Origin of the sequence: Bradyrhizobium sp. Tv2a-2 (assembly GCF_000472425.1) — a bacterium.
In the GTDB taxonomy this organism is placed as follows: Bacteria; Pseudomonadota; Alphaproteobacteria; order Rhizobiales; family Xanthobacteraceae; genus Bradyrhizobium.
Genome location: NZ_AXAI01000003.1, coordinates 390,594 through 404,815, shown reverse-complemented (window position 1 = coordinate 404,815; position 14,222 = coordinate 390,594). Strand labels below are relative to the sequence as shown.

Genomic DNA, 14,222 nt, shown 5'->3' with positions numbered 1-14,222 from the left:
CAGTCATGTTACGTCGTTTCGTCGTCGCCACGATCCTGTTGTCGTGCCTCGTTCCGGCCGGCCGGGCACAATCCCCATCACCGGCGAATGCTCCCGCAGCCGCCAACAAGCCTCCCGCCAATACGCCAGTCGCGCACAAGCCCGTTGCGAAGAAGCCTGCGCCCAAGTCCAAGGCCGCAGCGACGCAACATGACGTGGCGCAAACCGGTCCCTGCAGGCTTGGCGTGATTTCGGCGCTCGGCGACCAGTTTGCCGTGCAGCATTTCGGCATCACGGTCTTTGAGAACAAGGAGAGTGTAGTTCCGGTCGCGGGTTGGGGGCTCGACGATCTGGTGCTCGCGCGGGTGCGAGCCGCAACCGGCTCCGATCCCACGGTCCGGGGAATCAGCTATCCCACCGGCGCGTTCGACCCGTTCTACAATCCGAAATCCAGATTCATTCCCGACCCGAGTGAGCGTTTGCCGACGATCGTCAAGAACATCACGTCAAATGCGAATTGCGAGCGCTATCTTGTCGTGACCCGTTCCAAGGGCGAGCTTCCCGGCACGCACATGACGCTCGATGGCATCGGCACCTACGACCAGGGCATCGGATCGGTGCTCAGACACACGCATCTGTTCGCAAACATCTGGATCCTGATCCTCGACGGCAAGACATACGAGGCGATCAACCATCCGTTTGCGAATTTCGGGACCCATTTTGCCGATAGCCTCAGGCTGACCGAGGACCCGTTGACCAGGCTGGACACTTCGCTCTTTCCCGACCCACCGGAAACCGCTTCAAGCAGTGCGACCCTTCGCGAAAGGACCCGCGCGCTGGTCGCAGCACTGCTCGACAAGGAACTGCCTGGCTATCTCAAGGAGTAATGCGCAAAGCGCGCCAAACTCACTCGCCTTCGAGATGGTCCGGGCGCGGCTGCAAGATGATGTTGAAGCCGCTGTCGACGTAATGCACCTCGCCGGTCACGCCACCGGAGAGATCGGACAACAGATACAGCGCTGAGCCACCGAGTTCGTCCAGTGTGACGCCACGCCCGAGCGGCGAATGCTTTTGCTGGAAGGCGAACATGGCACGTGAATCGCCGATCACCGATCCGGCGAGCGTCCGCACCGGACCGGCCGAGATCGCGTTGACGCGAATGCCCTGGCAGCCGAAATCGGAGGCGAGGTAGCGCACTGAGGCTTCCAGCCCCGCCTTGGCGACGCCCATGACGTTGTAGTTCGGCATCGCCCGCTGCGAGGCACCGTAGGTCAGCGTGATCATGGAGCCGCTGCCGCCTGTCATCAGTTCGGCGGCGCGCTTGGCAACTTCCGTGAACGAGAAGCACGAGATCAGCATGGTGCGCGAGAAATTGTCCCGCGTGGTATCGGCATAGCGGCCGCGCAGCTCGTTCTTGTCGGTGAAGCCGATGGCGTGGACGAGAAAATCGAGCCGGCTCCATTTCTCGCGCAGCGCCGCGAAGACGGCATCGACACTCGCGGTATCCTCGACATCGCAGGGCAGCACGAGGTCGGAGCCGAGCTCTCGTGCCAGCGGCTTCAACCGCTTGGCCTGCGCGTCGCCCTGATAGGTGAAAGCCATCTCCGCGCCATGAGCGCCGAGCGTCCTGGCAATGCCCCAGGCGATCGAATGATCGTTGGCAATGCCCATGATGAGGCCACGCTTGCCTTGCATCAAACCCTGCATCGTCCCTCTCCTTCGTCATGCCCGGGTTTGAGGCGTTCGCGGGGCCGAAGCCCCTCCGGCGAAGCGAAGGCCCGGGCATCCACGCGACCAGCATTCCGCACTTCAAGACGTGGATGGCCGGGACGAGCCCGGCCATGGCGGTAATATGACTGTCGTGTTCGCAGATAAAGCTTACGCATCCAGCCGCTTGAAGACCAGCGTGGCGTTGGTGCCGCCGAAACCGAAGGAGTTCGACAGCACGGTGCCGAGCCTGGCGTTGTCGATGCGCTTGCGCACGATCGGCATGTCGGCAAAGACGGGATCGAGCTCGGTGATATGGGCGCTCTCGCAGATGAAGCCGTTGTTGAGCATCAGCAGGGAATAGATCGCCTCCTGCACGCCGGTGGCGCCGAGCGAATGGCCGGTCAGCGCCTTCGTGGCCGAGATCGGCGGGCACTTCTCGCCGGTGCCGAACACCTTGCGGATCGCCTCGATCTCGGGCGGATCTCCTGCCGGCGTCGACGTCGCATGCGGATTGATGTAGTCGATCCTGGTCTTCACGGTCGACAGCGCCATCTTCATGCAGCGCTCGGCGCCCTCACCCGATGGCGCCACCATGTCGTAGCCATCCGAGGTCGCGCCGTAACCGACGATTTCGCCATAGATGCGCGCGCCGCGCGCTTTCGCATACTCGAGCTCTTCGAGCACCAGCACGCCCGCGCCGCCGGCGATCACGAACCCATCGCGGCTGATGTCATAGGGGCGCGAGGCCGTCGCCGGCGTGTCGTTGTATTTCGAGGACATCGCCCCCATGGCGTCGAACAGGACCGACAGCGTCCAGTCGAGTTCCTCGCAGCCGCCGGCAAAGATCACGTCCTGCTTGCCGATCTGGATGGTCTCATAGGCATTGCCGATGCAGTGATTGGAGGTCGCGCAGGCCGACGAGATCGAATAATTGACGCCCTTGATCTTGAACCAGGTGGCGAGCGTGGCGGAGGCGGTCGACGACATCGCCTTCGGCACCGCAAAAGGCCCGACCTTTCTCGGCCCCTTGGTCCGGGTGATGTCGGCCGCTTCGACGATGGTACGGGCGGACGGTCCGCCTGAGCCCATGATGATGCCTGTGCGCTCGTTGGACACCTCTGATGGCTCCAACCCGGCGTCCCGGATCGCCTGCTCCATGGCGATGTGATTCCAGGCTGCGCCCTGGCCGAGGAAACGCATCGCGCGACGATCGATCACGGCACCCGGATCGAGTGTCGGTGCACCTTGCACCTGCGAACGAAAGCCGAGCTCGGCATATTTCTCGGCTCGCGAGATTCCCGATTTCGCCTCATGGAGGCTCGCAAGCACTTCCTGGGTGTTGTTTCCGATGGATGAGACGATGCCCATCCCCGTGATGACAACCCGCTTCATCTCCCGCCTCGCCTGCCGTTACGTCCCTTAAGTCCCTGCTGACTGCTTCCCGGTTCAACCGGGCGCCGAGCCCAGCTTGAAAAGCCCGACCTTTAGATCCTTCGCGCGATAGATAATCGCGTCGTCAACGGAAAGCCACCCGTCGGCGATACCCAGCACCAGCTTTGAACGCATCACGCGCTTGACATCGATGTTGTACACAACCTTGCGTGCCTCAGGCAGCACCTGGCCGCCGAACTTGAGCTCGCTCAAGCCCAGCGCCCGGCCGCGGCCCTCGCCGCCGATCCAGCCGAGATAGAAGCCGACCATCTGCCAGAGCGCATCGAGCCCGAGGCAGCCCGGCATGACGGGATCGTTCTTGAAATGGCAGCCAAAGAACCAGAGGTCCGGCTTGACGTCGAGTTCGGCGCGCACATGGCCCTTGCCGAATTCGCCGCCATTGTCGGAAATTTCCGTGATGCGGTCGAACATCAGCATTGGCGGCAGCGGCAGTTGTGCATTGCCCGGGCCAAACATCTCGCCACGGGCGCAAGCCAGCAAATCTTCGTATTCGTAGCCCGAGCGCCTATTCAGCATGTGACAATTCGCCTCTCTCAAATTCCCGCTTGAGCTTCTCATTGACCGAGAGAACCCTGATCCGCTTACCAAGCGCACCGGACAATTCGGGGCGTAGATCGGCAGATGACCTCAGGCTGTCAGAACGCGCCAATGCACGCCCTAGCCCATATCGGCGACCAGTGTCCGCGCGCTCTCTAACACAGGCCCCGTGGCCGTCAAAGCTCAGTCGCGGGGTTTAAATCGTCGCGTTGGACCTATAGTTCCGCACATGGCGGCTCTGCAGCCATTCCAGTTGCGAAAAACTTGCATCTGGCGGATTTCTTCCATATGTTTCGGGGCATAGTAGAAAAATGGCCAACCGGTGGTTGACGTGGAAATGAATGACAAGGCGGCCCGTCCGAGCGGCGAAACCGCGCCCTCCGCTGTCCTGCAGCAGGGCCGACAGCCGTCCTTGACCGGCTGTCCCTGGCACGATGTCAATGAAATGCTGCAGTCGGCCGGCTTGCGCCCGACCCGGCAGCGTATGGCCCTGGGCTGGCTGTTGTTCGGCAAGGGCGCCCGCCATCTGACCGCGGAAATGCTCTATGAGGAGGCGACGCTCGCCAAGGTGCCGGTGTCGCTCGCGACCGTCTACAACACCCTCAACCAGCTGACCGATGCCGGCCTGTTGCGCCAGGTCAGCGTCGACGGCACCAAGACCTATTTCGACACCAACGTCACCTCGCATCACCACTTCTATCTCGAGCACAACCACGAGCTGGTCGACATTCCCGACCCGCATCTGGCGCTGTCGAAGATGCCTGACGTGCCCGACGGCTACGAGATCTCCCGTATCGACATGGTCGTGCGCCTGCGCAAGCGACGCTGAAGCCGCGCTCCGCTGTCGTCCCGGCCAAGCGCGCAATTGCGCACGGGGGCTGGGACCATACCGCGGAATCTATCCGCGAATTGAAGGCGGAAGACGCGTTTTTCAAACAACAAAATCTTGGGGTCATGAGTCCCGGCCTTCGCCGGGACGAGAGAGAAATCAGTTCACCTGCTCGTCGGAATAGACGCCCCACAGCCGCTGCTGCTCGATCCAGCCGTCAAACCCGCCGCCGGCAATGTGGCACCAGTGCGCGTCGCATTTCTTGACCTGGGCGACGACTCCGGCCTGCAGGCGGGCGGTAACGGCGCTGTCGGTGTCGGCGGTCTCGTGCAGTGCGGCGAGATCGTCCTTGTTCTTCATGGTGACGACCGCGGTGCGGCGACCTGACAGCAGCGAATGATAAACCCAGCCCTCCGCGCCTTCGGAATCGCGGACGCGGCGCCAGTTCTCGAACTCGGCCGTAATTTCGACCGGCAGGCCTGAGCGGGTATAGACCCAGGCGACATCATTGTCTTTGGTCGGGCCGGCACGGACGTTCACGTGATCGGACTTCAGGCTGACGTAGCGCGGAACGGGAAGGCCGCTCGCGGTCGTTGCCGTGTCCTTTGCGGAAAACCCTGTCGTAACCGAAGCCCCGAGCCAACCACCCACCAGCACTGCGATCACACAGAAACGCCCGAACGCCATTCCACTCGTCTCCTGCCGAGAAACAGTTCAACCCGCTTCTTCGAGCTGAATTTCACGAAACCTTCGCCTGATCCCCTTTGATCCCCGCCGCTTTGGACCGCGGCACGCCGGCCTCACCCCAATTCAGGGGGTCTTGCCTGGCTTCTTGTCTTGGCGTCCCCTTCTGCTAGAGAGGACGGAACACACTGAAGCCAAGACGCTGAGTCAAGACGAGCCCGAGGCCTGCTGGCGAAACCCAGCGGGAATATCGGGAACCCCCAAAGGAAACGCCGGGACCAGCGGCCATGGCAGTGTCGAACAACCGGGTTAATGAGGCCTGAACAGCCTCATGAGTGCAGGCCATGTCGGTGAAGAAAAAACCTCTCGTCGTCGTCACCCGCAAACTGCCGGATTCGATCGAGACGCGGATGCGCGAATTGTTCGATGCCCGGCTCAATCTCGACGACACGCCGATGACTGCCGAGCAGATCGCAGACGCGATGCGCACTGCCGATGTGCTGGTGCCGACGGTGACCGACCACATCAATGAGAGCATCCTCAAGGCGGAGGATTGCAAGGTCCGCCTGATCGCCAATTTCGGCAATGGCGTCGACAATATCGACGTCATCGCGGCGCATGCGCGCGGCATCACCGTCACCAACACGCCGAAGGTTCTGACCGAAGACACCGCCGACATGACCATGGCGCTGATCCTGGCGGTGCCGCGGCGGCTGATCGAGGGATCGCTGATCCTGACCGAGGGGCGCCACTGGCCGGGCTGGTCGCCGACCTGGATGCTCGGCCATCGTATCGGAGGAAAGCGGCTCGGCATTGTCGGCATGGGCCGGATCGGCCAGGCCGTTGCACGCCGTGCCCGGGCCTTCGGCTTGCAGATCCATTATCACAACCGCCGGCCGGTCGCGCCGCACATCGCCGAGGAGCTCGGGGCCACCTATTGGGAAAGCCTCGACCAGATGCTGGCGCGAATGGACATCATCTCGGTGAACTGCCCGCACACGCCCGCGACATTCCATTTGCTGTCCGCGCGGCGGCTGAAGCTGATCCGCAAGGACGCCTACGTCGTCAACACCGCGCGCGGCGAGGTGATCGACGAAGACACGCTGGTCAAGCTGATCGAAGCGGGCGACATCGGCGGTGCAGGCCTCGACGTCTACGAGAATGAGCCGGCGGTCAGCCCGAAACTGGTGCGGCTGGCAAAGGCCGGCAAGGCCACGCTATTGCCGCACATGGGTTCGGCCACCATCGAAGGCCGCGTCGAGATGGGCGAGAAGGTGATCATCAACATCCGCACCTTCCTCGACAACCACAAGCCGCCGGATCGCGTGCTGCCGAGCATGCTCTGACCGTCATTGCGAGCGGAGCGAAGCAATCCAGACTATCACCGCGGGCACAGTCTGGATTGCTTCGTCGCTTCGCTCCTCGCAATGACGGAGGAGAAGAACTCGGGTAGCGGTATCGGTCCCGGCGTTAGCCGGGACCGCGGCAGAAAAGTCTGAGCCGAGCCCGCCTCAGGCGTGCAGCTTTTCCAGCTCCTTCAGGATCGCCTCGCCCATCTGGGTGGTGCTGGCGGGCTTGGTGCCTTCCGACTTGATGTCGGAGGTGCGCAGGCCGCTGGCGAGCACTGCGGCGATCGCGGCATCGAGCTTGTCGGCGAGTGCGCCCATGTCGAAGGAATATCGCAGCGCCATGCCGAAGGAGGCGAGCATCGCGATCGGGTTGGCGAGGCCCTTGCCTGCGATATCGGGCGCCGACCCGTGCACCGGCTCATACAGCGCCTTGCGCTTCTTGCTCTTCGCGTCGACCTCGCCGAGCGAGGCCGAAGGCAGCATCCCGAGCGAGCCGGTGAGCATAGCGGCGATGTCGGAGAGCATGTCGCCGAACAGGTTGTCGGTGACGATGACGTCGAACTGCTTCGGCGACTTCACCAGATTCATGCCGCCGGAATCGGCGAGCTGGTGTTCCAGCGTGACGTCCTTGTATTCGCGGGCGTGAACCTGCGTTACCACCTCGTTCCAGAGCACGCCCGACTTCATGACGTTGCGCTTCTCCATCGAGGTGACCTTGTTACGCCGCTTGCGCGCAAGATCGAAGGCGACCCGCGCGATGCGCTCGATCTCATAGGTGTCGTAGACCTGGGTATCGACGGCGCGCTTCTGGCCGTTGCCGAGATCGGTGATGGTCTTGGGCTCACCGAAATAAACGCCGCCGGTGAGTTCGCGCACGATCATGATATCGAGCCCCTCGACCACGTCGCGCTTCAGGCTGGAGGCTTCCGCGAGTGCCGGATAGCACACGGCGGGGCGCAGATTGCCGAACAGGCCGAGATCCTTGCGCAGCCGCAGCAGCCCGGCCTCGGGCCGCACCTCATAGGGCACGCTGTCCCATTTCGGACCGCCGACCGCACCGAAGATCACCGCATCCGCGGCCTTCGCCTTGTCCATGTCGCCTTCGGAGATCGAGACCTTGTGCGCATCATAGGCCGAACCGCCGACTAGGCCCTGCTCGGTCTCGAAGCTCGCAATGCCCTTTGCATTGAGCCAGTCGATCAGGCGCTTCACCTCAGCCATCACTTCGGGGCCGATGCCGTCGCCGGGCAGGAGCAGGAGCTTGTGGGTCGCCATGGTGTTTCCTCGCGAGGGGCCTTTAAAATCCGGCCGGAGTGCTAAAGCGCCATTGCGCAATTGGCAAGACACCATTGCCCCGAAGCGCCTGTGCAAGGCCCCCTGCGCCTGCCACAATACCGATCGCCGGAGTGACCTTTGCACGCCCCTCATCCGCCTACGACCGCGCATGCCGCGCGGCTGATCCTCACGTTGTCGCTTGCCGCCACCGTTGGGCTCGGCATTGGCCGTTTTGCCTATGCGCTGGTGCTGCCGGACATGCGGGATTCCCTGCACTGGTCGTATTCGGCGGCCGGGTTCCTCAACACCGTTAACGCGGCCGGCTATCTGATCGGCGCGCTGTTGACGTCACAGATGATCCGCCGCTTCGGCTGGTCGGCGACGGTGCGCGGGGGCACGCTCGCGGCACTTGCTTCGCTCGCGCTTTGCGCCGTGACAGGCAATTTCGTGGCACTCAGCCTTGCCCGCCTGGCCGCCGGCGTCGGCGCCGCCGCGAGCTTCGTCGCCGGCGGGGCGCTGGCGGCACAAATCGCGCAGTCCCGCCCCGAGCGCGCCGATTTTCTCCTGAGCCTGTATTACGCGGCACCCGGCATCGGTATTCTCGCCTCCGGCCTGATCGCACCCTTCACGCTGCAGGTATTCGGCGCCGGCTCCTGGTGGATCGTATGGTGGGCGCTGACAGCCTTGTCCGCCGTGATGGCGGTTCCGCTGCTGCTGACCCCGATCGCCAGCAAGGCCAATATCGCCGGCGGCTCGCAGGCGAGGTTCGCGATCGGGCCAGTGGCGATCTACCTCACTGGCTATTTCCTGTTCGGCGCGGGCTACATCGCCTACATGACCTTCATGATCGCCTATGTCCGCGATCTCGGCGGTGGCGCGAGCGCCCAGGCCGCGTTCTGGTGCCTGATCGGCGTATCGGCCTTTGTCACGCCCTGGGTCTGGCGCGGCGTGCTTGCGCTCGATCGCGGCGGGCTTTCCACCGCGATTATTCTCGCCGTGAATGCGATCGGAGCCGCGTTGCCGATCTTCGGCCATTCGGTCGCCTGGCTCGCGGTCTCCGCAGTCGTGTTCGGTGTCGCCTTCTTTGCCGTCGTCGGCTCGACCACCGCCTTCATTCGCTTCAATTACCCACCCGTCGCCTGGCCGGCCGGGATCGCCGCCATGACGATCTCGTTCGGCATCGGCCAGACGCTCGGCCCCATCGTGGTCGGTGCGATCACGGATGCGCTGGGAAGTTTGACCTACGCGCTGAACGTATCAGCCGCGACGCTCGCGTTGGGGGCGCTGGCCGCGGCGTGCCAAGGGAAACTGAGGCGAGGCCAGTGATGACATTCCGGGGCGCTCGCGAACAGCGAGCGAATTCGGAATCCGGAGGTTGTGGCGCGAGATTCCCGGTTCGCGCTGTCGCGCGCGCCGGAATGACGGAAATCAGCTCCCGCTGAACGAATTATAGCCCTGGTCTTCCCAGTAGCCGCCCTTGTAGTCGTTGGTGACTTCCATCGAGACCACGTATTTCGGGTTCTTGAAGCCGAGTTTTGTGGGTACCCTGATTTTCATCGGGAAGCCGTAGGCGCGCGGCAGGATTTCGTTGCCGAATTTGAACGTCATCTGCGTCTGCGGATGGAGCGCGCTTTCCATATCGAGCGGCGAATTGTAGCCGTCCTTGTCGGCGCACTGGAACCAGACATATTTCGCGCGCGTGTCGGCGCCGATCAATTTGAGGAAATCGCGCAGGGGCGTGCCGGTCCAGCTGCCGATCGCGCTCCAGCCCTCGACGCAGATGTGACGCGTGATCTGGTTGACCTGCGGCAACTTGTAGAGTTCGTCCAGCGTCCAGGAATTCTTGTTTTCGACGAGGCCGCGCACCTCGAGCTTCCAGTCCTTGCCGTCGATATCAGGGGCATCGTCGACATCGTAATAACCGTTGAACGGAAACGGCTTTGTAATCGCACTTTCCGGAAAGGTCGGCGCCATCGCGTTCGGATTGAACATCCATGACTGCACGGCATCGTTGAATTTCGAGACCCGCGCCAGCATGGCATCAGCGCTGTCGCTATCGAGCACGTCGCAGCCGGTGAGAAGCGTCAGCGCGCCGAGGCTTGCGCCTGCCGTGATGAAGCGGCGGCGCGTCAGATCGGGCATCACCTTGACCGCGTCCTTGACCAGGAGCCGCTTGTCGACGCCGGGAACGAGGAACCTGCGTTTGCGCAGCATAATCATATCTCCGAAATCAACGGCCGATGATCATCGCGCGTAGGCTTTTGGGCACCAGAAGCGCCAGCGCGACATGGACGATCAGGAACAGGCAGATCAGCGACATGCAGACGAAGTGGACATAGCGCGCCACGTCATAACCGCCGAACAGCGCGGTCAGGTATTGCAGCTGCACCGGCTTCCAGATCGACAGGCCCGACAGCACGATGACGACGCCGACCGCGATGATGCCGGCATAGAGCAGCCTCTGCACATAGTTGTAGGTGGTGAGGTCGTCATGCGCGAGCTTGAAAGTGAGCGCCGCCTTCAGGTCAGTCAGCACGCCGCCGGGCGTGATCGGAAACAGCTTGCGGCGAAAGCGCCCTGTCGCAAAGCCAGTGATGAGATAGGCAAGGCCGTTGATCATCAACAGCCACATCGCCGCGAAATGCCATAGCAGAGCGCCGCCGAGCCAGCCACCAAGCGTTATGCTGCGCGAAAATGAGAAGCCGAACAGCGGCGAGGCGTTATAGATCTGCCATCCCGACATGATCATCAGGATCATGGCAACTGCATTGATCCAGTGCATGGTCCGCACCCAGGCCGGCTGGACCACCTTCGCCTTTGTCGGCGCGGGCGCTACGTGATGGTCTGTGACAATCAGGGTCGACATGGCAGCTCCGTTCACGTGTCAGGCGGCTTCCCAATATAATTCGTCGGGAACCGGGCGTCCGTTACTCCAACCCCGCCCCCGGAAGATAATGCCCCAATCGAAAAACGTTCACAAAAAAGCGAGCCGGGTCGCCCCCGGCTCGCCTGTCGCCCATCCGGTTTGGCGGATGGATCGGATGGACGCCCGGGTCGCTATCAGCTCGCGGGCATCAGCACAGTGTCGACCACATGGATGACGCCGTTGGACTGGTGGACGTTGGAGATCGTGACCATCGAGGTGTCGCCCTTGGCGTCGACGATCCAGATCTTGCCGCCGTCTTTTTTCACGGTGAGGGTTTCGCCCTCGACGGTCTTGAGCGTCTTGCCGTCGCTGAGGTCGGAGGCCTCTAGCCGGCCAGGCACCACATGGTAGGTGAGGATCTTGGTCAGCGTCGCCTTGTTCTCAGGCTTGACCAGATTGTCCACCGTGCCGGCCGGCAGCTTGCCGAAGGCGGTGTTGGTCGGCGCGAACACCGTGAACGGGCCCTTGCTCTCCAGCGTATCGACCAGGCCGGCGGCCTTCACCGCGGCGACCAGTGTGGTGTGGTCCTTCGAATTGACGGCGTTCTGGACGATGTTCTTCGAGGGATACATCGCGGCACCGCCGACCATCACGGTCTTCTCCTCGGCATGCAGGGGCGCTGCGATGGTCGTGACGAGCGCGAACACGCTGAAGGCGGCGGCGGACAACAGGGCAAGACGCTTGGACATGAGACGCTTGGACATGAAGAATCTCCCGAATGGTATGACCGGCTTCAAGCCGGCGGTGAAGGGTGGCGGCGACGCTGTTGCGTGAGCGGTTCTCGTCGTCGTCGCGCCGAACTACGAGAGATTTCGGCGGGCGGTTTCGGGAAAAAATTCTTTGTGATGCGTGAAACTATTGGCGGGACTTTTCGTGGGGGCGCGAGGGCACCGCATTCTCGCTGTCGTCCCGGCAGTAGAACGGGGACCCAAAACCACGGGATCTCATTGTCGCGAAGAACGTCTATCGCTCTGCCCTTTTCAGAAAATTACGCGGCATGGGTCCCGGCCGTGCGCTTCGCTCGGCCGGGACGACGGCCGCTTTTTCCTCGTCGACTAATCCCTGTTCGCAGGCGTCTGGATAAATCCCCTGTTCCACGTCGGGCTGATCAGGATTTCATTCACGCACACCCGTGGCGGAAGGCTCGCGATAAACGCGATGGTGCGCCCCAGGTCCTCGGACTGCAGCATCTTCGCCTGCTCCTCCTCGCTCGGCACCACCGGGCGCAGCTTCAGAATGGGTGTCGCGACCTCGCCAGGCATCAGGCAGCAGGCACGCAGGCCGTTGACGCATTCGTCCATGTTGAAGGAATGGGTCAGCGCCAGCACCGCATGTTTCGTTGTGGTGTAGGCCGGACCCGGCATTTTCGAGACATGGCGGCCGGCCCAGGAGGAGACGTTGATGATGATGCCGTCCTTCTGCCTGCGCATCGCCGGCAGCACCGCGCGCATGCAATAGAGCACGCCGTTGAGATTGATCTCGACCAATTTGTTCCAACCGTCGAGCTCCATGTCGTCCCAGCGCCGCTTGGCTACATTGATGCCGGCACTGTTGACCAGGAGATCGATGCGGCCGTGCCTGGCTACGATTTCGCCGGCCACGGTCTCGACGTCGGCGGCGTCGCTGACATCGAGCGGGATCGCCGCCGCCAGCCCGCCCGCCTTGGTAATATTCGAAACCACAGTGTCCAGCGTGTCCTTGCGGCGGCCCGAAACCACCACCGTCCAGCCCTCCGCGGCCAGCGCCTCCGCGCCCGCCTCGCCAATCCCGCTGCCTCCACCCGTCACCCAGGCCACGCGTTTTTCGCTTTTTGTCATGCCAACTGTCTCCGTTGCCTTTTGAAGGGCGTTTTTGCTAAGCAGCCTTTGTCATAAAGAGGCCGTGCCCCACGGAATGTTGCATGAACACAAGCGCCAACGCCAACCTGTTTTCCCGCCTGTTTGATCACCTCGACGATCCCAACCGGCTCGCGATCGAGACGCACGACGGCGAGCGCATCACTTATGGCAACCTGATCGCTCGGGCCGGCCAGTTTGCCAATGTGCTGGTCGAGCGCGGCGTCAAGCCGGGCGACCGCGTCGCCGTGCAGGTCGAGAAGTCGGTCGCGAACCTCGTGCTCTATCTGGCAACGGTGCGAGCCGGCGCGGTCTATCTGCCGCTCAACACTGCCTATACGCTGAACGAGCTCGACTACTTCATCGCCGACGCCGAGCCGTCGCTGGTGGTCTGCGATCCCGCCAAGGCCGAAGGCATCAAGGCAATCGCCGCCAGGGTTGGCGCAAGGGTCGAGACGCTGGATTCCCATGGCAAGGGCTCGTTGACGGAGGCAGCCAGCAAGGCGAGCCCCGCCTTCGAGACCGTGCAGCGCGGCAATGACGATCTCGCCGCCATCCTCTACACGTCAGGCACCACCGGCCGCTCCAAGGGAGCGATGCTGAGCCACGACAATCTCGCATCGAACTCGTTGACGCTGGTCGACTACTGGCGCTTCACGGACAAGGACGTCCTGATCCACGCGCTGCCGATCTATCACACCCACGGCCTGTTCGTGGCGAGCAATGTCACGCTGTTCGCGCGCGCCTCGATGATCTTCCTGCCGAAGCTCGATCCGGACCTGATCATCAAGCTGATGGCGCGCGCAACCGTCCTGATGGGCGTGCCGACCTTCTACACCCGCCTGCTGCAGAACCCGGCGCTGTCGCGCGAGACCACCAGGCATATGCGGCTGTTCGTCTCCGGCTCGGCGCCCCTGCTTGCCGACACCCATCGGGAATGGTTTGCGCGCACCGGACACGCCGTGCTCGAACGCTACGGCATGACCGAGACCAACATGAACACCTCGAACCCCTACGACGGCGAGCGTGTGCCCGGCGCGGTCGGCTTTCCGCTGCCCGGCGTGAGCGCCCGCGTTACCGATCCCGAGACCGGCAAAGTGCTGCCGCCGGACAATATCGGCATGATCGAGGTGAAGGGCCCGAACGTATTCAAGGGCTATTGGCGGATGCCGGAGAAGACCAGGTCGGAGTTTCGTGACGACGGTTTCTTCATCACCGGCGACCTCGGCAAGATCGACGACAAGGGTTACGTGCACATCGTCGGCCGCGGCAAGGATCTCGTGATTTCGGGCGGCTTCAACGTCTATCCGAAGGAAATCGAGAACGAGATCGACGCCATGCCGGGCGTGGTGGAATCCGCTGTGATCGGCGTGCCCCATGCCGATTTCGGCGAGGGCGTCACCGCCGTCGTGGTCAAGCAACCCAGTGCAGCCGTGGATGAAGCGACCGTGCTGAAGGGGCTGGAAGGGCGGCTCGCAAAGTTCAAGATGCCAAAGCGGGTCTTTGTCGTCGACGAACTGCCCCGCAACACCATGGGGAAGGTGCAGAAGAATATTTTGCGGGATATGTATAAGGATATTTACAACAAGGCCTGAGGGGACATCGCGGTGATCCCGAGGACCCATACCGCGGAATCCGTCCATGGC

At 62.8% G+C, this 14,222-nt stretch carries 14 protein-coding genes; 5 read left to right on the top strand and 9 right to left on the bottom strand.

From position 1 onward, the window contains the following. The first annotated feature begins 5 nt into the window (after positions 1-5). Positions 6-866: a hypothetical protein gene (locus A3AI_RS0108145; protein WP_024515112.1), complete on the top strand. Its 861-nt coding sequence runs from the start codon at positions 6-8 to the stop codon at positions 864-866. A 19-nt stretch (positions 867-885) separates the two neighbouring features. On the opposite strand, the gene fabI is transcribed toward A3AI_RS0108145, so the two are convergent. The 3 genes from fabI to fabA form a co-directional block, all read right to left on the bottom strand. Continuing rightward, positions 886-1,686 (bottom strand): enoyl-ACP reductase FabI, encoded by an 801-nt coding sequence (fabI, locus tag A3AI_RS0108140; RefSeq protein WP_024515111.1) that lies wholly within the window; start codon positions 1,684-1,686, stop codon positions 886-888. 171 nt (positions 1,687-1,857) lie between these two features. Further along, entirely contained in the window at positions 1,858-3,081 is a 1,224-nt protein-coding gene (gene fabB / locus A3AI_RS0108130; protein WP_024515110.1) for a beta-ketoacyl-ACP synthase I, read from the bottom strand. Positions 3,082-3,135: 54 nt separating this feature from the next. Further along, positions 3,136-3,657, bottom strand: coding sequence for a bifunctional 3-hydroxydecanoyl-ACP dehydratase/trans-2-decenoyl-ACP isomerase (gene fabA / locus A3AI_RS0108125; RefSeq protein WP_024515109.1), 522 nt, complete (start codon positions 3,655-3,657; stop codon positions 3,136-3,138). 358 nt (positions 3,658-4,015) lie between these two features. On the opposite strand from fabA, the gene irrA reads away from it, so the two are divergent. Further along, positions 4,016-4,507: an iron response transcriptional regulator IrrA gene (irrA, locus tag A3AI_RS0108120; RefSeq protein ID WP_024515108.1), complete on the top strand. Its 492-nt coding sequence runs from the start codon at positions 4,016-4,018 to the stop codon at positions 4,505-4,507. A gap of 159 nt (positions 4,508-4,666) precedes the next feature. Here irrA and A3AI_RS0108115 read toward each other — a convergent pair whose 3' ends face one another. Then, entirely contained in the window at positions 4,667-5,194 is a 528-nt protein-coding gene (locus A3AI_RS0108115) for an SH3 domain-containing protein (RefSeq protein WP_024515107.1), read from the bottom strand. 341 nt (positions 5,195-5,535) lie between these two features. Here A3AI_RS0108115 and A3AI_RS0108110 point away from each other — a divergent pair, with 341 nt between their 5' ends. Beyond that, on the top strand, positions 5,536-6,537 hold the full coding sequence (locus tag A3AI_RS0108110) for a 2-hydroxyacid dehydrogenase (RefSeq protein WP_024515106.1): 1,002 nt from the start codon (positions 5,536-5,538) through the stop codon (positions 6,535-6,537). Between the two features lie 165 nt (positions 6,538-6,702). Here the strand turns inward: A3AI_RS0108110 and leuB are convergent, their stop codons facing one another. Further along, a complete protein-coding gene (gene leuB, locus A3AI_RS0108105; protein ID WP_024515105.1) occupies positions 6,703-7,815 on the bottom strand; it encodes a 3-isopropylmalate dehydrogenase in 1,113 nt (370 codons plus the stop codon). Positions 7,816-7,953: 138 nt separating this feature from the next. On the opposite strand from leuB, the gene A3AI_RS0108100 reads away from it, so the two are divergent. Beyond that, positions 7,954-9,141, top strand: coding sequence for a YbfB/YjiJ family MFS transporter (locus A3AI_RS0108100; RefSeq protein WP_024515104.1), 1,188 nt, complete (start codon positions 7,954-7,956; stop codon positions 9,139-9,141). 102 nt (positions 9,142-9,243) lie between these two features. On the opposite strand, the gene A3AI_RS0108095 is transcribed toward A3AI_RS0108100, so the two are convergent. The 4 genes from A3AI_RS0108095 to A3AI_RS0108075 all read right to left on the bottom strand — a co-directional run bounded on the left by A3AI_RS0108095 (position 9,244) and on the right by A3AI_RS0108075 (position 12,558). Continuing rightward, positions 9,244-10,029 carry a molybdopterin-binding protein gene (locus A3AI_RS0108095; protein ID WP_024515103.1) on the bottom strand — a complete coding sequence of 262 codons (786 nt, stop codon included), beginning with the start codon at positions 10,027-10,029 and terminating at the stop codon, positions 9,244-9,246. Positions 10,030-10,045: 16 nt separating this feature from the next. After that, positions 10,046-10,681: a cytochrome b/b6 domain-containing protein gene (locus A3AI_RS0108090; protein WP_024515102.1), complete on the bottom strand. Its 636-nt coding sequence runs from the start codon at positions 10,679-10,681 to the stop codon at positions 10,046-10,048. 194 nt (positions 10,682-10,875) lie between these two features. After that, a complete protein-coding gene (locus A3AI_RS0108085; protein ID WP_024515101.1) occupies positions 10,876-11,430 on the bottom strand; it encodes a fasciclin domain-containing protein in 555 nt (184 codons plus the stop codon). A 366-nt stretch (positions 11,431-11,796) separates the two neighbouring features. Next, complete coding sequence (locus tag A3AI_RS0108075; protein WP_024515100.1) at positions 11,797-12,558, bottom strand: SDR family oxidoreductase; 762 nt, start codon at positions 12,556-12,558, stop codon at positions 11,797-11,799. Positions 12,559-12,641: 83 nt separating this feature from the next. Here A3AI_RS0108075 and A3AI_RS0108070 point away from each other — a divergent pair, with 83 nt between their 5' ends. Beyond that, on the top strand, positions 12,642-14,171 hold the full coding sequence (locus A3AI_RS0108070; protein ID WP_024515099.1) for a malonate--CoA ligase: 1,530 nt from the start codon (positions 12,642-12,644) through the stop codon (positions 14,169-14,171). Positions 14,172-14,222: the final 51 nt, after the last annotated feature.